The organism is Pseudomonas glycinae (assembly GCF_001594225.2).
In the GTDB taxonomy this organism is placed as follows: domain Bacteria; phylum Pseudomonadota; class Gammaproteobacteria; order Pseudomonadales; family Pseudomonadaceae; genus Aquipseudomonas; species Aquipseudomonas glycinae.
Genome location: NZ_CP014205.2, coordinates 4,810,537 through 4,831,151, shown reverse-complemented (window position 1 = coordinate 4,831,151; position 20,615 = coordinate 4,810,537). Strand labels below are relative to the sequence as shown.

At 60.7% G+C, this 20,615-nt stretch carries 19 protein-coding genes; 7 read left to right on the top strand and 12 right to left on the bottom strand.

Annotated elements, in window-relative coordinates; genetic code table 11:
* Nucleotides 1–379: 379 nt before the first annotated feature.
* The 3 genes from AWU82_RS22090 to AWU82_RS22080 all read right to left on the bottom strand — a co-directional run bounded on the left by AWU82_RS22090 (nt 380) and on the right by AWU82_RS22080 (nt 2,183).
* Complete coding sequence (locus tag AWU82_RS22090) at nt 380–655, bottom strand: HU family DNA-binding protein (RefSeq protein ID WP_003213368.1); 276 nt, start codon at nt 653–655, stop codon at nt 380–382.
* A 190-nt stretch (nt 656–845) separates the two neighbouring features.
* Nucleotides 846–1,994 carry an NAD(P)/FAD-dependent oxidoreductase gene (locus AWU82_RS22085; protein WP_064379793.1) on the bottom strand — a complete coding sequence of 383 codons (1,149 nt, stop codon included), beginning with the start codon at nt 1,992–1,994 and terminating at the stop codon, nt 846–848.
* A 21-nt stretch (nt 1,995–2,015) separates the two neighbouring features.
* A complete protein-coding gene (locus AWU82_RS22080; protein ID WP_007954349.1) occupies nt 2,016–2,183 on the bottom strand; it encodes a rubredoxin in 168 nt (55 codons plus the stop codon).
* Between the two features lie 199 nt (nt 2,184–2,382).
* On the opposite strand from AWU82_RS22080, the gene AWU82_RS22075 reads away from it, so the two are divergent.
* A complete protein-coding gene (locus tag AWU82_RS22075; RefSeq protein WP_064379791.1) occupies nt 2,383–2,934 on the top strand; it encodes a chorismate--pyruvate lyase family protein in 552 nt (183 codons plus the stop codon).
* Nucleotides 2,934–3,824, top strand: coding sequence for a 4-hydroxybenzoate octaprenyltransferase (gene ubiA / locus AWU82_RS22070; RefSeq protein WP_064379790.1), 891 nt, complete (start codon nt 2,934–2,936; stop codon nt 3,822–3,824). Before AWU82_RS22075 ends, ubiA begins: the two co-directional genes overlap by 1 nt.
* Before the next feature lie 51 nt (nt 3,825–3,875).
* On the opposite strand, the gene AWU82_RS22065 is transcribed toward ubiA, so the two are convergent.
* A complete protein-coding gene (locus AWU82_RS22065; protein WP_011336608.1) occupies nt 3,876–4,259 on the bottom strand; it encodes a COG4315 family predicted lipoprotein in 384 nt (127 codons plus the stop codon).
* A gap of 151 nt (nt 4,260–4,410) precedes the next feature.
* On the opposite strand from AWU82_RS22065, the gene phoB reads away from it, so the two are divergent.
* The 3 genes from phoB to AWU82_RS22050 all read left to right on the top strand — a co-directional run bounded on the left by phoB (nt 4,411) and on the right by AWU82_RS22050 (nt 7,914).
* Nucleotides 4,411–5,100 (top strand): phosphate regulon transcriptional regulator PhoB, encoded by a 690-nt coding sequence (gene phoB / locus AWU82_RS22060; RefSeq protein ID WP_003229608.1) that lies wholly within the window; start codon nt 4,411–4,413, stop codon nt 5,098–5,100.
* 75 nt (nt 5,101–5,175) lie between these two features.
* Nucleotides 5,176–6,462, top strand: a complete 1,287-nt coding sequence (phoR, locus tag AWU82_RS22055) for a phosphate regulon sensor histidine kinase PhoR (protein WP_236196283.1) — start codon at nt 5,176–5,178, stop codon at nt 6,460–6,462.
* A 111-nt stretch (nt 6,463–6,573) separates the two neighbouring features.
* Complete coding sequence (locus AWU82_RS22050; RefSeq protein ID WP_007954342.1) at nt 6,574–7,914, top strand: hemolysin family protein; 1,341 nt, start codon at nt 6,574–6,576, stop codon at nt 7,912–7,914.
* Between the two features lie 5 nt (nt 7,915–7,919).
* On the opposite strand, the gene AWU82_RS22045 is transcribed toward AWU82_RS22050, so the two are convergent.
* The 7 genes from AWU82_RS22045 to AWU82_RS22015 all read right to left on the bottom strand — a co-directional run bounded on the left by AWU82_RS22045 (nt 7,920) and on the right by AWU82_RS22015 (nt 17,215).
* Nucleotides 7,920–8,816 carry a M23 family metallopeptidase gene (locus AWU82_RS22045; protein ID WP_064379787.1) on the bottom strand — a complete coding sequence of 299 codons (897 nt, stop codon included), beginning with the start codon at nt 8,814–8,816 and terminating at the stop codon, nt 7,920–7,922.
* Between the two features lie 215 nt (nt 8,817–9,031).
* Entirely contained in the window at nt 9,032–9,988 is a 957-nt protein-coding gene (locus AWU82_RS22040; RefSeq protein ID WP_064379783.1) for a response regulator, read from the bottom strand.
* A 177-nt stretch (nt 9,989–10,165) separates the two neighbouring features.
* A complete protein-coding gene (gene phoU / locus AWU82_RS22035; RefSeq protein WP_007954334.1) occupies nt 10,166–10,927 on the bottom strand; it encodes a phosphate signaling complex protein PhoU in 762 nt (253 codons plus the stop codon).
* A 124-nt stretch (nt 10,928–11,051) separates the two neighbouring features.
* On the bottom strand, nt 11,052–11,885 hold the full coding sequence (pstB, locus tag AWU82_RS22030) for a phosphate ABC transporter ATP-binding protein PstB (protein ID WP_007954333.1): 834 nt from the start codon (nt 11,883–11,885) through the stop codon (nt 11,052–11,054).
* 183 nt (nt 11,886–12,068) lie between these two features.
* Complete coding sequence (gene pstA / locus AWU82_RS22025; protein ID WP_011336614.1) at nt 12,069–13,739, bottom strand: phosphate ABC transporter permease PstA; 1,671 nt, start codon at nt 13,737–13,739, stop codon at nt 12,069–12,071.
* 16 nt (nt 13,740–13,755) lie between these two features.
* Complete coding sequence (locus tag AWU82_RS22020) at nt 13,756–15,789, bottom strand: ABC transporter permease subunit (RefSeq protein ID WP_190241590.1); 2,034 nt, start codon at nt 15,787–15,789, stop codon at nt 13,756–13,758.
* A gap of 424 nt (nt 15,790–16,213) precedes the next feature.
* The gene (locus tag AWU82_RS22015; protein WP_007954316.1) at nt 16,214–17,215 is read right to left on the bottom strand and encodes a phosphate ABC transporter substrate-binding protein PstS; all 1,002 of its coding nucleotides are present in this window, start codon (nt 17,213–17,215) and stop codon (nt 16,214–16,216) included.
* Nucleotides 17,216–17,402: 187 nt separating this feature from the next.
* Here AWU82_RS22015 and AWU82_RS22010 point away from each other — a divergent pair, with 187 nt between their 5' ends.
* Both AWU82_RS22010 and AWU82_RS22005 read left to right on the top strand, forming a co-directional pair.
* The gene (locus AWU82_RS22010; RefSeq protein ID WP_064379779.1) at nt 17,403–18,461 is read left to right on the top strand and encodes a helix-turn-helix domain-containing protein; all 1,059 of its coding nucleotides are present in this window, start codon (nt 17,403–17,405) and stop codon (nt 18,459–18,461) included.
* Nucleotides 18,458–18,850, top strand: coding sequence for a PIN domain-containing protein (locus AWU82_RS22005; RefSeq protein ID WP_223290648.1), 393 nt, complete (start codon nt 18,458–18,460; stop codon nt 18,848–18,850). Before AWU82_RS22010 ends, AWU82_RS22005 begins: the two co-directional genes overlap by 4 nt.
* 113 nt (nt 18,851–18,963) lie before the next feature.
* On the opposite strand, the gene AWU82_RS22000 is transcribed toward AWU82_RS22005, so the two are convergent.
* A complete protein-coding gene (locus tag AWU82_RS22000; protein WP_064379778.1) occupies nt 18,964–20,262 on the bottom strand; it encodes an MFS transporter in 1,299 nt (432 codons plus the stop codon).
* Between the last annotated feature and the right edge of the window lie 353 nt (nt 20,263–20,615).

Genomic DNA, 20,615 nt, shown 5'->3' with positions numbered 1-20,615 from the left:
TGACCGGGATCGGGTTGCTATTCACAACGGTTGGACCGTTCATTACAACTTCAGACGCCAGTTCGGACGGCCCCTCGAAACATTACACCCAAGCCTTGATAGACGATGCAGCTGCGCATCTAGCGACGGAGGGCGAATACGAAAGTCCCATACTCGAGTCCGAGTGGCGTAAATACCTGAAATCTTATGGACACCAGCCAAGCAAGAACGAGTTCGCCAGAATGGTGCTGGCCACCTACGGGTAACCGGCTAGACGAATCCCATAACGATCCACCAAGACCAGCTCGGCTCGCCATCAGCCAAAAAAATGGGCATCCGACCGCAATCGGTATGCCCATTTTTCATGCAACGCGCCCGGCTGACCGGGCGTTCGCCGCGATTATGGATTGACGCTGTCTTTCAACGATTTGCCTGGCTTGAACGCAACGGTGTTGCTGGCCTTGATCTTCACCGGTTCACCGGTTTGCGGGTTTTTGCCGGTGCGGGCACCGCGGTGGCGTTGCAGGAAGGTGCCGAAGCCCACCAGCGTGACGCTGTCCTTGCGGTGCAGGGCGCCGGTGATTTCTTCGAGAACGGCGTTGAGAACGCGGTTGGCCTGCTCTTTGGTCAGATCCGCTTTTTCAGCGATTGCAGCGGCGAGTTCTGGTTTACGCATTAGTGAAGCCCCTTTGACGGTTTTTTGTTGTTATGTCCGTGCTGTTCTCGTTGGAACAGCGCCCAAGGCGCCGCAGGCTCTACTCTGCGGCAGACGGGAGTGAGGATGGCACGCGGTTAAGGGCGGCGCCAGTCTCCCCGCGACGTTTGTGGGGGCAAAAGCGGGGTGATTCCGACAGAACGACCGGTATTTACGCCAGTAAGGCCGGAAGCTGTTTGTTCAGTGCGAGTTTTTCCATCACCGCCGCGCCGGTCAGGGCGTAACCGAGCAATTGCCCTTCGGCGTCGTGGCACAGCACCTTGACGTCGGCGCCCTGCCCTTCGACCGTCCAGACGCCCTCGCGGCCCCGTGGCGGCGGGGAAACCACCAGCGGGCAGACCGGGGTTTTCACGGTGATCGGCATCGGTCCGTAGTTCACCACGGTCGGGTTGCCGGCCAGGGTTTGTGCCAGCGCTCGCGCACAACTCATGAGGGGCATGACGTACAGAAGATTCAGCCCGTCGACCTCGGCGCAGTCGCCCAGGGCGTAAATGTTGGCGTGCGAGGTTTGCAGGTGACGGTCGACCACCACGCCGCGATTGGTCTGGATGCCGGCTGCCGCTGCCAGATCGATCCGCGGGCGCAGGCCGATGGCCGAGACCACCACATCGCACGGGACAACCTGGCCATCGGACAGGTGCGCTTCCAGCCCATCCGCGACTTTTTGCAGGCGGGTCAGCACCGGGCCGAGATGAAAACGTGCGCCGAGGCTTTCCAGCCCGGCCTGCACCGCAGCCGCCGCCGCGGGATGCAGCAGGGTCGGCATCACCTGTTCACACGGTGCAACCAGTTGCACCTCGTAGCCGCCCAGAATCAGGTCATTGGCGAACTCGCAGCCGATCAGACCGGCACCGAGCAGCAAAACTCGACGCTTGCCGGCCGCTGCGGCGCGAAAACGGGCGTAGTCTTCGAGATCGTTGATCGGGAACACCAGGTCCGCGCCATCGCCTTCGATCGGCACGCGCACGGTTTCGGCGCCCCAGGCCAGGATCAGGTCGCGATAGCTCACTGCTTCCTCGCCGATCCACAAACGCTTGTGGCCGGGATCGATGCCGCTGATGCGGGTGTGGGTGCGGATTTCGGCCTTCAACTGATCGGCCATGGCGCCCGGCTCGGCCATGCTCAGGCCATCGGCGTCCTTGTTCTTGCCGAAGCCGGTGGACAGCATCGGCTTGGAGTAGGAGCGACCGTCATCGGCGGTAATCAGCAGCAGCGGGGTTTCGCCATCGAGTTTGCGAAACTCGCGGGCCAGGTTGTAACCCGCAAGCCCAGTGCCAACGATTACGACAGGTGCGCTCATGCCCTACTCCTCAGTGTTTTCTCAGTTGATTTCGATCATTTCGAAGTCCATCTTGCCGACGCCGCAGTCCGGGCACAGCCAGTCTTCCGGCACGTCCTGCCACAGGGTGCCCGGCGCAATGCCGTCATCCGGCCAGCCGTCGGCTTCGTTGTAGATCAGGCCGCAGACCACACATTGCCACTTTTTCATTCAGGTACTTCCTCAGGGTTCAGGCTTAATCCGGCGCGGACGGTCGATGGTGCAGCGCTGCCGTCCGGCTCAGGGCGTTTTGTACTGATCGTACCGGGCAGATGCAAGCCTGTTCGGCGCAGCGGCGACCCGGATCAATCAAACTCGCGGCTCACCATGGTAAGCTCGCCGCCTCATTTGCTGCCAATACTGACTCATTGTGCAACTCAAAAATGCCCCGCTGTGGTGCCCGCAAAGCCACCTGACACCCCTCCCCGACACATCCACGCTCGACTGGCTGTTCGACGAAGGCTCCCTGACCCGCCGCCTGACCCGTCTGTCCGATGACGGCTTCAGCATCACACCGCTGTTCGAAGGCTGGCAGACCCTGCGCGACGACGAATGCGCCGCGCTGGACCTGGCCGAAGGCAGCGAGGGCTGGGTGCGCGAGGTGTATCTGCGCGGCCATGGCCAGGCGTGGGTGTTCGCCCGCAGCGTGGCGTCGCGCAGTGCCTTGCAGGGCGACGGCTTGCACATGGATGAACTGGGCAGCCGCTCGCTGGGCGAACTGCTGTTCTGCGATCAAGCCTTCCAGCGTCGCGCCATCGAGGTCTGTCATTACCCGGAGCACTGGCTGCCCGAGTGTTCCCGGGCCACCGGTCTGTGGGGCCGTCGTTCGCGTTTCGACCGTGGTGCATTGAGCGTACTGGTGGCGGAGATTTTCCTGCCTGCGCTGTGGGAAGCCGTCCGCGCCCGTCCGGAGAACTGCTGATGTATCAAAGCCTGCTCAAATCCCTGAATCGCTTGAACCCGCGCGCCTGGGACTTCATCCAGCTGACCCGGATGGACAAGCCGATCGGCATTTACCTGCTGCTGTGGCCAACGCTCTGGGCCCTGTGGATTGCCGGCAAAGGCTCGCCATCGCTGGCCAACATCGTGATTTTCGTCCTCGGCGTGGTGCTGACCCGTGCCGGCGGCTGCGTGATCAACGACTGGGCCGACCGCAAGGTCGACGGCCACGTCAAACGCACCGCGCAGAGGCCTATTGCTGCTGGCAAGATCAGTTCGAAAGAGGCGCTGGTGTTCTTCGCGCTGCTGATGGGCGTGAGTTTCCTGCTGGTGCTGTGCACCAACGCCGCAACCATCTGGCTGTCGCTGGGTGGTCTGGCGCTGGCGTTCACCTATCCGTTCATGAAGCGCTACACCTATTACCCGCAGGTGGTGCTGGGGGCGGCGTTTTCCTGGGGGATGCCGATGGCGTTCACCGCCGAAACCGGTGAGTTGCCGGCGACCGCCTGGTTACTGTGGATCGCCAATTTGCTGTGGACGGTGGGCTACGACACTTATTACGCGATGACCGACCGCGACGATGACCTGAAGATCGGCGTGAAGTCCACGGCGATCCTGTTCGGCGACGCGGACCGGGTGATCATCCTGACCTTGCAGGCTCTGTCACTGGGCTGCCTGGTGCTCGCGGGGTCGAAATTCGAGCTGGGGATATGGTTCCACCTCGGCCTGCTGGTGGCGGCCGGGTGCTACGTCTGGGAGTTCTGGTACACCCGCGACCGGGACCGGATGCGTTGCTTCAAGGCGTTCCTGCACAACCACTGGGCCGGGCTGGCGATTTTCGTCGGGATCGTGCTGGATTATGCGTTGCGTTGATCCACAGAACCTGTGGGAGCGAGTTTGCTCGCTCCCACAGGGCATTTGCGTTTATTTGTGCTCGCGCATCACGTGCCACACGTCCTTCATCTTGTCGCCGGTCATATCGCCCGGCTTGGCATCTTTCACAAAGGTATACAGCGGTTTGCCGTCGTAGGCGTACTGCATCATGCCGTCATCGCGCTTGATCACCGTCCATTTGCCTTCGGCCTTGGCGCCTGCGGGAGCCATCAGCGGCGGCCAGTTCTTGGCGCAGTCGCCGTTGCACATCGACTTGCCGCCACTGTCCTTGTCGAACGTGTAAAGCGTCATGCCGTTGTGGTCGACCATCATTCCGTCTTTCATCATGGCCGGCTCGGCCGCCATCGCCAGTCCAGGCAGAGTCAGGGCGGCAGCCATCAGCAAAGCCTTAAAGGAAGCAGTCATTTGAGTCATGGAAACCTTCTCTTGTGGTTGTCAGGATTCGGACTTAGAGCTTAGTTCAGGATTCGCACAATCGCCGCCGGACTAAAATACTGTCACACGACTGCAATAATTCCGTTATCTAATGCGGCGCAAGACAGTTAAATGACAAGAGGATTAAGGCATGGTTGGCAGGAGCATTCTGATCGTCGACGACGAAGCGCCCATTCGCGAAATGATCGCCGTTGCGTTGGAAATGGCCGGCTATGACTGCCTCGAGGCAGAGAATTCGCAGCAGGCCCACGCCATCATCGTCGACCGCAAGCCGGACCTGATCCTGCTCGACTGGATGCTGCCCGGCACCTCCGGCATCGAGCTGGCCCGCCGCCTCAAGCGTGACGAACTGACCGGGGACATCCCGATCATCATGCTCACCGCCAAGGGCGAAGAGGACAACAAGATCCAGGGCCTGGAAGTCGGCGCCGACGACTACATCACCAAACCGTTTTCCCCACGCGAACTGGTCGCACGCCTCAAGGCCGTGCTGCGTCGCGCCGGCCCGACCGATGGCGAAGCGCCGATCGAAGTCGGCGGCCTGCTGCTCGACCCCATCAGCCACCGCGTGACCATCGACGGCCGCCCGGCCGAGATGGGCCCGACCGAATACCGTCTGCTGCAATTCTTCATGACCCACCAGGAGCGCGCCTACACCCGTGGCCAGTTGCTGGACCAGGTCTGGGGCGGCAACGTCTATGTTGAAGAGCGCACCGTCGACGTGCACATCCGGCGCCTGCGCAAGGCCCTCGGCGACGCCTACGAAAATCTGGTACAAACCGTGCGCGGCACCGGCTACCGGTTCTCCACCAAAGCCTGAGCCGAGCGCCAGCCCCCGTAGACAAGGACCGCATTTTCCGTGAACCAAAACTGGCATGGCACCCTGATTCGCCACATGCTGTTGCTGGTCACCGGCTGCCTGGTGATCGGTTTGATCACCGGTTATTACGGCTGGAGTCTGGCGGCAGGCCTGGGCCTGTACCTGGCCTGGACGCTCAAGCAACTGCTGCGCCTGCACGAATGGCTGCGCCTGCACCAACCCGATGAAGCACCGCCCGACGGTTACGGCCTGTGGGGTGAGGTGTTCGACAGCATCTACCACCTGCAACGCCGCGACCAACGCGTACGCGGGCGCCTGCAAGCGGTGATCGACCGCGTTCAGGAGTCCACCGCTGCGCTGAAAGACGCGGTGATCATGCTCGACAGCGACGGCAACCTGGAATGGTGGAACCGCGCCGCCGAAACCCTGCTCGGCCTCAAGACCCCGCAGGACAGCGGTCAACCGGTGACCAACCTGGTACGCCATCCGCGCTTCAAGGAATACTTCGAGCAGGAAAGCTACGCCGAGCCGCTGGAAATCCCCTCGCCCACCAACGATCGCGTACGCATTCAGCTGTACCTCACGCGCTACGGCAACAACGAACACCTGATGCTGGTGCGCGACGTCACGCGCATCCATCAGCTTGAACAAATGCGCAAAGACTTCATCGCCAACGTCTCCCATGAGCTGCGCACCCCGCTGACGGTGATCTGCGGCTACCTGGAAACCCTGCTCGACAACGTCGAGGAAGTGAACCCGCGCTGGAGCCGCGCCCTGCAGCAGATGCAGCAACAGGGCGGGCGCATGCAGACCCTGCTCAACGACTTGCTGTTGCTGGCCAAGCTGGAAGCCACCGATTACCCGTCGGACAATCAGCCGGTGCACATCGGCACCCTGCTGCAGTCGATCAAGAGCGACGCCCAGCAGCTGTCAGGTTCGAAGAATCAGAAAATCACCCTGGAAGCCGACACCAGCATTCTGCTCAAGGGCAGCGAGGCGGAACTGCGCAGTGCGTTTTCCAACCTGGTGTTCAACGCCGTCAAATACACCCCGGCCGAAGGCAATATCCGCATCCGCTGGTGGGGCGACGATCAGGGCGCGCACCTGAGCGTGCAGGATTCCGGAATCGGCATCGACAGCAAACACCTGCCGCGCCTGACCGAGCGCTTCTACCGCGTCGACTCCAGCCGCAACTCCAACACCGGCGGTACGGGCCTGGGCCTGGCCATCGTCAAACACGTGTTGTTGCGCCATCGCGCGCGGATGGAGATCAGCAGCGTGCCCGGTCATGGCAGCACGTTCACCTGCCATTTCGCCCCGGCGCAGGTCGCTCAGGCACGGGTCATCAGCGCCGCTGAGTAATGCCGGACTAGGCAATCGCCAGGTCAGCCGCTACATTGGCTGACTTGCGCCTGCCTTTCAGGTGCGGATTTTTCTTTCTTTCGAATCACACGGAACCCGCAAAACTCCATCATGGACCCTTCCCCTGGCTTGTCCCTCGCAACAATATTCGCCGATTTCGGCATGATTCTTTTCGCTCTGATCCTGGTTCTGCTCAACGGCTTCTTCGTTGCGGCGGAGTTCGCCATGGTCAAACTGCGCTCGACCCGGGTCGAAGCCATCGCTGAACAGCACGGCTGGCGCGGGCACATCCTGCGCACCGTACACAGTCAGCTCGATGCTTACCTCTCGGCGTGCCAGCTCGGTATCACCCTCGCCTCCCTCGGCCTGGGCTGGGTCGGCGAGCCGGCGTTCGCGCACATTCTCGAACCGCTGCTGAGCGCGGTCGGCGTGCAGTCGGCCGAGGTCGTCAAAGGCATTTCGTTCTTCACCGCGTTCTTCATCATTTCCTACCTGCACATCGTGGTCGGCGAACTCGCACCCAAGTCCTGGGCAATCCGCAAACCCGAGCTGCTGTCGCTGTGGACGGCGGTGCCGCTGTACCTGTTCTACTGGGCCATGTACCCGGCGATCTACCTGCTCAATGCCAGTGCCAACACCATCCTGCGCATCGCGGGGCAAGGTGAACCCGGCCCGCATCACGAGCACCATTACAGCCGCGAAGAACTGAAACTGATCCTGCACTCCAGCCGTGGCCAGGACCCGAGCGACCAGGGCATGCGCGTGCTGGCCTCGGCGGTGGAAATGGGCGAGCTGGAAGTGGTCGACTGGGCCAACTCCCGGGAAGACCTGATCACCCTTGAGTTCAACGCCCCGCTGAAAGAAATCCTGGCGATGTTCCGCCGCCACAAGTTCAGCCGTTATCCGGTGTACGACAGCGAGCGCAAGGAGTTCGTCGGCCTGCTGCACATCAAGGACCTGCTGCTGGAACTGGCAGCGCTGGATCACATTCCCGAGTCGTTCAACCTCGCCGAACTGACCCGCCCGCTGGAGCGCGTCTCCCGGCACATGCCGTTGTCGCAGCTGCTGGAACAGTTCCGCAAGGGCGGCTCGCACTTCGCGGTGGTCGAAGAGGCCGACGGCAACATCATCGGCTACCTGACCATGGAAGACGTGCTGGAAGTGCTGGTCGGCGATATCCAGGACGAACACCGCAAGGCCGAACGCGGGATCCTCGCCTACCAGCCGGGCAAGTTGCTGGTGCGGGGCGATACACCGCTGTTCAAGGTCGAGCGCCTGCTGGGGATCGACCTGGATCACATCGAAGCCGAAACCCTCGCCGGGCTGATCTACGAAACCCTGAAACGGGTGCCGGAAGAGGAAGAAGTGCTGGAAGTCGAAGGTCTGCGGATCATCATCAAGAAGATGAAAGGTCCGAAGATCATTCTGGCCAAGGTGCTGATGCTCGACTGACGGGTTTACTGCTTGCCCAACGCAAAGTTGGGCAACGCCCCCAGCGGCCGGTTGAACTGATACGGAATCGACACCAGCCCCATCCCGGTATTGCGCTGCACCACGAAGTGCAGGTGCGGGCCGCTGCTGTTGCCGGTATTGCCTGACAGCGCCAGCGGGCTGCCCACCGTAACCCGTTGCCCCTCCCGGACACTCACCGATCCTTGCTTGAGATGCAGGTACACACCCATCGTGCCGTCGTCGTGCAGTATCCGCACGAAGTTGCCGGAGGGATCGGTGCCACGCCCGTTCTGGGAGTTCTCGGTCTTCACCACCACCCCGGCACGCGCCGCAATGATCGGCGTACCGACCGGCATGGCGATGTCCATTGCGTACTTGTTCTTTGGCCCGAAGTGGCTGTAATCGCCGTTGGCGCCCTGGCTGAGGCGGAACGGCCCGCCACGCCACGGAAACGGATAACGATAGCCCTGAGCCGCGCCAGCCGGGTCACCGAGGGAATAATGGAACTGCGGCGTGTACACCAGCGGCTTGCCACCGGACACCGCCGTCAGCAGCGCCAGCCGCGTATTGCTGCGCGCCGGCAACACCCGGCGGATCGTTTGCGTCGGTGCGCCGCGTACATTGCTCATTCCGGTAAACGCCAGGGCAATCTCGACCGGCGCATACAGATCGTTGCGCACGAATACCACGTCCGCGCCCTTCTGCTTCTTGATGTCGAGATAGACCTGGCGCTCGAGGCGCTCGACCATCCGATCCTGAAACACGAACACCTGGGAGCCTTTGCTCGGACGGTCGCTGTACGAAACCACTCCGTTGGCATCGGTGGATTTGTAGATCGTCATGGCCACAGTCGAGGTGGAGGCCATGAACAGACCACAGAAAAACAGCAGGCGCAGGGGCATGGGCAAAAATTCTGTCGAGTAAGGCCTGGGAATGAGCCTAGCAGCTGAAGCAGACCAGGCTAGTCGACAGATGTTTCAAAAATGCGCGAATGATCGTCCCCACGCTCTGCGTGGAGATGCAGCCCGGGACGCTCTGCGTCCCATGCGTGAGGACGCAGAGCGTCCCTTGAGGCACTCCCACGCGGAGCGTGGGAACGATCAGCGTAAAACTGCGCTTACGCGCCCGGAACGAAGTGCTTCTGCGCTGTGCCGCGGGCGATCAGGCGGGAGATGTAGTCGAGTTTCTGCGCGTCCTGGTCGACGAAGCGGAAGGTCAATTGCAGCCAGTCGCTGTCGGGTTTCGGCTCGTGGGCGACGACGGCGTGCAGGTAGCCGTTGAGGCGGGCGATTTCCGCATTGTCACCCTGCTCCAGGTCCAGCACGGCGCTGTCGAGGATCTGCGGCAGGGTGTCGGTGCGTTTCACCACCAGCAGCGCTTCCTTGATGCTCAGGGCCTTGATCACGCATTGCTGGGTGCCGCTCGGCAGGCGCAGCTGGCCCTGACCGCGACCGCCGGCCGGAGCGCTGGAGGCTGCCGGGGCTTTCACCGGCGGGCTGTTGAGCAGGCCACGCTGTGGCGCGGCGGCAGGTGCCGGGGCCGCAGCGGCAGGCTTGGCAAACGGATTCACAGCCGCAGCAGTCGGTGCGGAACCGACCACGGCAGCCTTACCGCCGGTCAACGCGCTCAAAGAGTCGTTGCCGAACGCCGAGTTCATCTTGGTCGGGGCGCTGTTCATCAGGGTGTCGAGTTTGCCGACCTTGTTCAGGGCCTGCTTGACCTTGGTCAGCAATTGCTCGTTGGTGAACGGCTTGCTGACGTAACCGGTGACACCGGCCTGGATCGCCTGCACGACGTTTTCCTTGTCGCCCCGGCTGGTGACCATGATGAACGGCATGGTCTTGAGATTGTCCTGCTCACGGCACCAGGTCAGCAGTTCGAGGCCGGACATTTCCGGCATTTCCCAGTCGCACAGCACCAGGTCGAAGGCTTCCTTGGCCAGCATGGCCTGGGCCTTCTTGCCGTTGATGGCGTCCTCGGTGCGAATCCCCGGGAAGTAATTACGCAGGCACTTTTTCACCAGGTCACGAATGAACGATGCATCGTCCACGACCAACACACTGATCTTGCTCATCCAACACCCCTATTAAAATCCCGGCAAGCATAACGCTGGCTGATGGCACATTGCCAAAACTCTTCAGTCACGCCGGGACTTTTCGTTCGCGGGTGCTGCTTTTTAATTCGGTTCTGCCTATGAAAAGCAGAAACAAAAACGCCCGGCCAAAGGGCCGGGCGCTTTTCTCAGGCAATCTTACTTATCGTCAGCATCGCCCGGAACATTAGCGGTTTCACCACTTGTCCCTTCAACTTCTTCCTTCATGCGCTTGAGGCCCATGTGGCGCACATCGGTGCCGCGCACCAGATAGATCACCAGCTCGGAGATGTTGCGGGCGTGGTCGCCGATCCGCTCCAGCGAACGCAGCACCCAGATAATGCTCAAGACCCGCGAGATAGAGCGCGGGTCTTCCATCATGTAGGTCGCCAGTTCGCGCAGAGCGGTTTTGTATTCGCGGTCGATGATCTTGTCGTACTGCGCCACCGACAACGCCAGATCGGCGTCGAAGCGGGCAAACGCGTCCAGCGCATCGCGCACCATGTTGCGCACCTGGTCACCGATGTGGCGCACTTCGACGTAACCGCGCGGCGCTTCGCCTTCTTCGCACAGCTGAATCGCGCGGCGGGCGATCTTGGTCGCTTCGTCGCCGATGCGCTCAAGGTCGATCACCGACTTGGAGATGCTGATGATCAGACGCAGGTCGGAGGCCGCAGGCTGACGACGGGCCAGAATGCGCAGGCATTCTTCGTCGATGTTACGTTCCATCTGGTTGATCTGGTCGTCGATCTCGCGCACTTGCTGGGCCAGGCCCGAGTCGGCCTCGATCAGCGCGGTGACCGCGTCGTTGACCTGCTTCTCGACCAGCCCGCCCATGGCCAGCAGGTGGCTGCGCACTTCTTCCAGTTCGGCGTTGAACTGCGCGGAAATGTGATGAGTGAGGCCTTCTTTGGAAATCATGCGTTCGCTCCGAAAAAGCGTTTAACCAAGAGCTGCAAGCTACGAGCTGCAAGCTGTTATGTGGTGTTCCCTGCCGCATCGCTTCTAACTTGCCGCTTGAAGCTTGCCGCTTGCAGCTGTACGGCTAGCCGTATCGCCCTGTGATGTAGTCTTCGGTCTGCTTCTTGGCCGGATTGGTGAACAGGGTATCGGTATCGCCGAATTCCACCAGTTTGCCCATGTACATGAACGCCGTGTAGTCGGACACCCGCGCCGCCTGCTGCATGTTGTGGGTCACGATGACGATGGTGAACTTGGATTTGAGCTCGTAGATCAGCTCTTCGACTTTCAGGGTCGAGATCGGGTCGAGGGCCGAGCACGGTTCGTCGAGCAGCAGCACTTCCGGCTCCACGGCGATGGTACGGGCGATCACCAGACGCTGTTGCTGACCACCGGACAGGCCGAGGGCCGAGTCATGCAGACGGTCTTTCACTTCATCCCACAGGGCCGCGCCTTTCAGTGCCCACTCGACGGCTTCGTCGAGGATGCGCTTCTTGTTGATGCCCTGGATGCGCAGGCCGTAGACCACGTTTTCGTAGATGGTCTTCGGGAACGGGTTCGGCTTCTGGAACACCATGCCGACCCGGCGACGCAGCTCGGCCACGTCTTCGCCCTTGCGGTAGATGTTGTTGCCGTACAGGTTGATCGCGCCTTCGACGCGGCAGCCGTCCACCAGATCGTTCATGCGGTTGAAGGTACGCAGCAGCGTGGACTTGCCGCAACCGGACGGGCCGATGAAGGCGGTCACGCGCTGTTTCGGAATGTTCATGCTGACATCGAACAGCGCCTGTTTCTCGCCGTAGTACAGGCTCAGGCCCGGCACTTCGATGGCTACGGTTTCCTGCTCGAGGTTCAGGCTCTGCTTGTCGCGGCCCAGGGCAGACATGTTGATGCCGTGGGTATGTGTTTCGTGCTGCATGGGAGATCCCCTGTGCTAACAAATTCGGTTCGTTGAACCACTGGCCAAACCAGCGGGTAACGCAAATTCAGTTTTTGTCGCGATCCCTGTGGGAGCTGGCTTGCCAGCGATGGCATCACTGCGGTGTAACTGAAACACCATGTCGCCTGCATCGCTGGCAAGCCAGCTCCCACAGGATTTGTTTTAACTGTCTAGAGCTTTGTACTTCTCGCGCAGGTGGTTACGGATGTACACCGCCGACAGGTTCAGGGTGGCGATCACCAGCACCAGCAACAGCGCCGTGGCGTACACCAGCGGCCGCGCGGCCTCGACGTTCGGGCTCTGAAAGCCAACGTCATAGATGTGGAAGCCCAGGTGCATGATCTTCTGATCCAGGTGCAGGTACGGGTAGTTGCCGTCCACCGGCAGCGACGGCGCCAGTTTCACCACACCCACCAGCATCAGCGGCGCCACTTCGCCGGCGGCGCGAGCCACGGCGAGGATCATGCCGGTCATCATGGCCGGACTGGCCATCGGCAGAACGATCTTCCACAGGGTTTCAGCCTTGGTCGCGCCGAGGGCCAGCGAGCCCTCACGCACGGTGCGCGGGATACGCGCCAGACCTTCTTCGGTGGCCACGATCACCACCGGCACCGCCAGCAGCGCCAGGGTCAACGAAGCCCAGAGCAGACCCGGTGTACCGAAGGTCGGTGCCGGCAGCGCTTCAGGGAAGAACAGACGGTCGAGCGAGCCACCCAGCACGTAGACGAAGAAGCCCAGACCGAACACGCCGTAAACAATCGCCGGAACACCCGCCAGGTTGTTCACCGCGATCCGGATCACCCGGGTCAGGGTGTTCTGCTTGGCGTATTCACGCAGGTACACCGCCGCCAGCACACCGAACGGGGTCACGATCATCGCCATGATCAGGGTCATCATCACGGTGCCGAAGATCGCCGGGAAAATCCCGCCTTCGGTGTTCGCTTCACGCGGGTCGTCGGACAGGAATTCCCAGACCTTGCTGAAGTAGAAACCGATCTTGGTGAACGTACCCATCGCGTTCGGCTGGTAGGCGTGAACCACTTTGCCCAGGCCGATTTCGATTTCCTTGCCGTTCGCATCACGAGCGGTCAAGGCGTCACGGTTGAACTGCGCGTGCAGGTCGGCCAGACGGGCTTCGATGTCCTGATAGCGGGCGTTCAGCTCGGCGCGCTCGGATTCCATGTCCGCTTGCGCGGTGGCGTCGAGCTTGCCTTCCAGCTCCAGCTTGCGACCGTGCAGACGGATGCGCTCGAGGCCGGCGTTGATCGCACCGATATCGACTTTTTCCAGAGTCTTGAGCTGGGCGGCAAGTTTGTTCACGCGATCGATCCGCGCTTGCAGCTCAGGCCAGGCCGCTTCGCCTTCGGCGATCACCTTGCCGTCCTGTTTGACGTTGACCAGGTAGCCGTAGAAGTTGCCCCACTCACGACGCTCCAGCGCCATCAGCTCCGGCGGATTCTTCTGGTCGGTCAGCCACTCGCCGACGATCCAGGTGAAGTCGTTGCCGTTCAGGTCACGGTTACCGACCTTGATCAGCTCGCGGGTCATGAATTCCGGACCTTCGTCCGGCACCGGCAGGCCGGCGCTCTTCAGACGGGCGCGCGGCACTTCTTCTTTCTGCACCACCTCGCCCACGACCAGATGCTGGCCCTGGCCCGGTACGTCATAGCTGGCGTGGATCAGATCCGCCGGCCAGAAGTGACCCAGACCGCGCACGGCGATCACCGCCAGCAGGCCAATGGTCATGATGACCGCGATGGACACCGCGCCGCCGCTGATCCAGACGCCGGGGGCGCCGCTCTTGAACCATCCTTTCAGGGAGTTCTGTTTCACAGACTTCTACCTTTGCTTAAAGCGACGAGTATTTCTTGCGCAGACGCTGACGAATCAGTTCCGCGAGGGTGTTCATGACGAAGGTGAACAACAGCAGCACCAGCGCCGAGAGGAACAGCACGCGGTAGTGGCTGCCGCCGACTTCCGACTCCGGCATTTCCACCGCGACGTTGGCGGCCAGGGTGCGCAGGCCTTCGAACAGGTTCATTTCCATGACCGGGGTGTTGCCGGTGGCCATCAGCACGATCATGGTTTCGCCGACCGCACGTCCCATGCCGATCATCAGCGCCGAGAAAATGCCCGGGCTGGCGGTCAGGATGACCACGCGAGTCATGGTCTGCCACGGCGTGGCACCGAGGGCCAGCGAGCCCAGGGTCAGGCCGCGCGGCACGCTGAACACGGCGTCTTCGGCGATCGAGTAGATGTTCGGAATCACCGCAAAACCCATGGCCAGACCGACCACCAGGGCGTTGCGCTGGTCGTAGGTGATGCCCAGGTCGTGAGAAATCCACATGCGCATGTCACCGCCGAAGAACCAGTTCTCCATAAACGGGCTCATGTACAGCGACAGCCAGCCCACGAACAGGATCACCGGAATCAGCAGCGCACTTTCCCAGCCGTCCGGGACTTTCAGGCGGATCGACTCAGGCAGGCGGCTGAAGGTGAAACCGGCGACCAGGATGCCGATCGGCAGCAGCATCAGCAGGCTGAAGATGCCCGGCAGATGCCCTTCTACATAAGGCGCGAGGAACAGGCCGGCGAAGAAGCCGAGGATTACTGTCGGCATCGCTTCCATCAGCTCGATCACCGGCTTGACCTTGCGGCGCATGCCCGGGGCCATGAAGTACGCGGTGTAGATCGCCGCGGCGACGGCCAGCGGAGCAGCCAGCAGCATCGCGTAGAACGCGGCTTTCAGGGTGCCGAAGGTCAGTGGCGACAGGCTCAGTTTCGGTTCGAAATCGGTGTTGGCCGCAGTCGATTGCCAGACGTATTTAGGCTCGTCGTAGTTCTCGTACCAGACCTTGCTCCACAGCGCGCTCCACGAGACTTCGGGGTGCGGGTTGTCGAGCAGCAGCGGTTGCAGCTTGCCGCCGGCTTCGACGATCACGCGGTTGGCGCGCGGCGACAGACCGAACAGGCCCTGGCCTTCGACGACTTGATCGACCAGTAAGGTGCGGTGCGCGGTGCTGTGGAACACGCCGAGCTTGCCGCTGGCATCCAGGGCCAGGAAGCCCTTGCGACGTTCTTCGGCGGAAATTTCCACGATCGGCGTGGTGCCCATCTGGAAGGTGCGGATCTGCTTCAGGCGCAGTTCGCCGTCGGTGTCGCGGGCCATGAACCACTGGGCCAGGCCACCCTTGGAGTCACCGACGATCAGCGAGATGCCACCCACCAGTTGCGTGGCGGCGGTGACTTCGGCGTCGGCGTTTTCCAGCAGCTTGTAGCGTCCGTTGAGGCTCTTGTCGCGCAGGCTGAACACGTCGGCCTGGGCACGCCCGTTGACCACGTACAGCCACTGCTGGCGCGGGTCGACGAAGATGTTTTTCACAGGTTCAGTCATCTGCGGCAGATCGATACGCTTCTGCTCGTTGGTGACTTCGCCGGTCATCATGTTTTCTTCGCTGGTCAGCGACAGCACATTGAGTTGCGAACCGGTGGAGCCGACCAGCATCAGGGTCGAATCGGTGGCATTGAGGCTGACATGCTCCAGCGCACCGCCGCTTTCATTGAGTGCGATTGGTGTCTCGCCGTACGGGTACTCGATGGCCGGAGTGATGGTCTTCTTGCCATCCGGGTAGCTGACTTTATAGGTGTGACGGAACACCAGCGCCTGGCCGTTGGACAGGCCCACGGCCACCAGCGGATGGCCGGGCTGGTCTTCGCCGATGGAGGTCACACTGGCGCCTGCCGGCAGGGGCAGATCGACGCGCTTCAATTCAGCGCCACTGTCGATGTCGAAGAACAGCGCCTGGCCCTTGTCGGAAACGCGCATGGCCACCTGATTCTGCTCTTCGAGCGAAATCATCAGCGGCTTGCCGGCGTCCTGCATCCAGGCCGGGGTGATTGCATCTTTCGCAGTCAGGTCAGCACCTTTGAACAGCGGCGCGACCACGTAGGCGAGGAAGAAGAAGATCAGGGTGATGGCTGCCAGCACCGCCAGACCGCCGACGAGGACGTACCAGCGGGTGAAGCGATCCTTGAGCGCGCGAATGCGGCGCTTGCGTTGCAACTCAGGCGTATTGAAGTCAATGCGCTTGGGAGGGTTCGTAGTCATTTTGGAATTGGCCAGATCATTCATGCGCACACCCTAGCGATCCTGTATGACAGAAAGATGACAATGCAGTGACGCACCAAATCCGCCGCCAGCAGGGCACTGGCAGTGGATAGAAGAATTCGGGGAGTGTGGGGGCCGGGCCGCTTGCGGGCCGGGCCCCACACGGGAGTCAGGCGGGGTTCACCCCTGACTCAGTTTGTTACTTTTTTGCGACTTCAGCGCCGCCTTCCTGCAGACCCAGGTCAGCCAGTGCTTTTGCAGCAACCTTGGCTGGCAGCGGGATGTAGCCGTCTTTCACGACCACTTCCTGGCCCTGTTTCGACAGAACCAGTTTCACGAACTCGGCTTCCAGCGGGGCCAGAGGCTTGTTCGGGGCCTTGTTGACGTACACGTACAGGAAACGCGACAGCGGGTATTTGCCGTTCAGGGCGTTTTCTTCGGTGTCTTCGATGAAGTCAGTGCTGCCCTTCTTCGACAGAGCAACGGTTTTCACGCTGGCGGTCTTGTAGCCGATGCCCGAGTAACCGATGCCGTTCAGCGAGGAGCTGATCGACTGCACGACCGAAGCCGAGCCTGGTTGTTCGTTGACGTTAGGCTTGTAGTCGCCTTTGCACAGGGCTTCTTCCTTGAAGTAGCCGTAGGTGCCGGATACCGAGTTACGGCCGAACAGTTGAACCGGCTTGTTGGCCAGGTCGCCGGTCACGCCCAGGTCACCCCAGGTTTTCACGTCGGTCTTGGCGCCGCACAGACGGGTGGACGAGAAGATCGCGTCAACCTGTTCCATGGTCAGGTGCTGGATCGGGTTGTCCTTGTGTACGAAAACAGCCAGGGCGTCCACGGCAACCGGGATAGCGGTTGGCTTGTAGCCGTATTTCTGTTCGAAGGCCGCCAGTTCGGTGTCCTTCATCTTGCGGCTCATGGGACCTAAGTTGGAGGTGCCTTCAGTCAGCGCAGGTGGCGCAGTGGCGGAGCCAGCAGCCTGAATCTGAATGTTTACGTTCGGGTATTCTTTTTTGTAGTTCTCAGCCCAGAGGGTCATGAGGTTGGCCAGGGTATCGGAACCGACGCTGGACAGGTTGCCCGACACACCAGTGGTCTTGGTGTAGCTCGGGATAGCAGGGTCAACAGCGGCAACCGCGTTGGCAGTCGCAACGCCAGCAGCGACAAAAGTCATTGCCGCCATCAAACGCTTCAGTTTCATGCCTTACTCCTAGCAGATAGGGTGTGTTAAGTCGGGGCCAAGTATCAGCAGGCCGTGTGAACACTCTATGGCTGAAATATGACAATTGGATGAAAGGCCAGCATCCGAGGCGTCACAAAAAATGAATTCCGCAGCAGGTTGACAAATCAAATGCAAAAGATAGCCTTGTCAACCACGAGAGGAACTCATGATAAACGACCGAATTCGCCGCGCCCGCCTGCAACGAGGCCTCACCCTAGAAGGTCTGGCGGCCCAGCTTGGCGACATCACTAAACAAGCGTTAAGCAAATATGAGAAGGGGTTGAGCACTCCAAACTCTTCTCGCCTGCTGCAACTGGCCAAGGCACTTCAGGTCAGTCCCGAATATTTTTTCCGCGCGGAGGTTATTCCGCTGGCACCTCTTGAGTTTCGAAAGCTGGCCAAAATGCCCAAGTATCGCCAAGCTCAGGTTGAAGAAAAAATTCGGGAACATCTCGAACGCTACATTTCACTTGAGCAATGCTTCGATCCTGCGGATATCCACACCCCTGCCACCCCCGCGCAGATGCTCCCGGTGTCGACCCTGGAAGAGGCTGAGCTCGCAGCCGAGAAGCTGCGCCAATTTTGGGGAATCGGTAGCGATCCCATTGCCAATCTGACTGAGCAACTGGAAGAGCACAGCATCAAGGTTGCGATGCTCAACGGCCCAGATGATTTTGACGGAGCTTGCGCGGCTACCGGTGACGGCGACCATGTATTGATTGCTTTGAATTCTGACCGTCCAGGTGAGCGAATCCGATTTACGGCTGCTCATGAGCTCGGCCATTGGGTTATGGCGTTACCTGAAGACATGCCGGAGAAAGACAAAGAAAACTGTTGTCACCGTTTTGCCGGTGCATTTCTCTATCCCGCCAAAAGCGTAACCGGCGATTTCGGCAGCCATCCCCGGTCCAGAGTGCACCCACGAGAGCTACTCATCGCCAAACGCCAATACGGAATATCAATGCACGCTGCGTTGAGACGACTGAAGGATTTGAAGCTACTTAGCGAAAGTGGCTACAAATCCCTCACTATTCAATTCAGTGCCAACGGCTGGCGCAAAGCTGAGCCTGAACCTATGCCGTGCAAACCACCCCAGCGCTTTGATTCACTGGTGTTCTGGGGATTGGCGGAAGGATTGATCACCAAGTCGCGGGCTGCTGAACTCCTGCGCAAACCAGTGAGCGCACTTGATCCCAATTTCTTGGGCTCACTGGAGAGTGCATGAATCTGATCTATATCAGTGATACGAATATCTGGATCGACTTCAGAAATGCCGGATTACTGGAGCAGATGTTCAGCTTGCCGTTTACGCTGTGTTGCACTGACTTTGTAATGTACGAACTCGACGACTTTTCACACGACGAACTGCTCGATAGAGGGTTGATTGTCGAGTCGTTCGATGAGGCAGGTGTAATACGATTGTCGGGGTTGAGGATCGAGCACAACAACAGCTCTTTAGCCGACGTCTCCTGCTACCTGCTTGCACAGGAAACGGGCCGTCCTTTACTCACTGGAGATGGCCGGTTGCGCCGTCAGGCCCAAAGAGATGGGCTACAGGTACACGGCGCGCTATGGCTGCTCGATTTAATGGTAGAGCACCAAGTCATCGACTAAACAGAAGCCGCAAATGCTTTGGCTCACATGCTCGAACACGGTGCTCGCCTGCCGGTTGGCGAGTGTGAAACAAGGCTTTCGCGCTGGCGAAAGCCCTGAGTTCTGAAACTGAATCAGCGACCTTTGCTCCACAACCACGCACCGACCAGGATCCCCATCCCGCACAGCACCGCCACATAGTAGGCAGGCCCCATCGCGCTTTCTTTCAGCAGCAGGCTGACCACCATCGGGGTCAGGCCGCCGAAGATCGCGTAAGCGACGTTATAAGAGAAGGACAGACCGCTGAAGCGCACCACCGGCGGAAACGCCTTGACCATCACATATGGCACCGCGCCAATGGTGCCGACCAGGAAACCGGTCAGCGCGTACAGCGGGAACAGCCAGTTCGGGTGATCAGCGAGGCTGTGATAGAACGTCCAGGAACTGGCCAGCAAGCCCAGGCAACCGAATACAAACACGCGACCGGCACCAAAGCGATCCGCCAGCGCGCCGGAAATGATGCAACCAAAGCTCAGGAACACGATTGCCAGGCTGTTGGATTGCAGCGCGGTGGTCGGCGAGAAGTGATAGACCGTCTGCAGCACGGTCGGGGTCATCAGGATCACCACGACGATGCCGGCGGACAGCAGCCAGGTCAGCAGCATCGACACTGCAATGGCCCCGCGATGGTCGCGCAGTACGGCGCGCAGCGGCACTTCCTCGGCCAGCGCCTTGCGCTGTTGCAGCTCGGCGAACACCGGGGTCTCGTGCAGCCAGCGACGCAGGTAGACCGAGAACAGACCGAACACGCCGCCGAGCAGGAACGGGATCCGCCAGGCGTAATCCGCAACTTCCACAGGCGTATAGATACTGTTGATCGCAGTAGCGACCAGCGAGCCGAGCAGGATGCCCGCCGTCAGGCCGCTGGTCAGGGTGCCGCAGGCGTAGCCGATGTGCTTGCCGGGCACGTGTTCGGAAACGAAGACCCACGCCCCCGGCACTTCGCCGCCAATCGCCGCGCCCTGAATGACGCGCATCAACAGCAGCAGAATCGGCGCCCACATGCCGATCTGCGCGTAGGTCGGCAGCAGGCCCATGATCAGGGTCGGCACCGCCATCATGAAAATGCTCAGGGTGAACATCTTCTTGCGCCCCAGCAGGTCGCCGAAGTGCGCCATCACGATTCCGCCCAGCGGCCGCGCCAGATAACCGGCGGCAAAGATGCCGAAGGTCTGCATCAGGCGCAGCCACTCAGGCATGTCGGCCGGGAAGAACAATTTGCCGACCACGGTGGCAAAGAACACGAAAATGATGAAATCGTAGAACTCCAGCGCGCCCCCCAGGGCCGATAGCGACAGAGTCTTGTAGTCATTGCGGGTCAACGGTCGTGCGGGTTGGTCGGGCTGCGCGAGGCTCGAGGGCGCTGTGGTCATGGCAAGGTCTTCTCTTATAGTCGGATCTGCCGCCACAACAACGCTGGCTGTGGCTCGGGCAGGTTCGGCACCATAGCAAATTGTTCGAAAAAGCACATAGAGGCGCGTATTTGCCGGTCGAAATGAGAACCGGACGGTCGTCGCGGAGTCTACCGACCGATATACTCGCAACCTTGCTCCGGTTTGTAGGGGGTTGCTGTGCGAAAACGTCGTTGGCCCGACCTTTGCTCGGGATTAGCCGGTTTCGCAGAGTTTCTCCTTAGGCGCCTGATGGAAAACGTGACGAACGTAGTATGTTCGGTGCTGAATCGTTTTTCCCGAAGACGGCTACCACCAGCAGCACCCACGAAGAG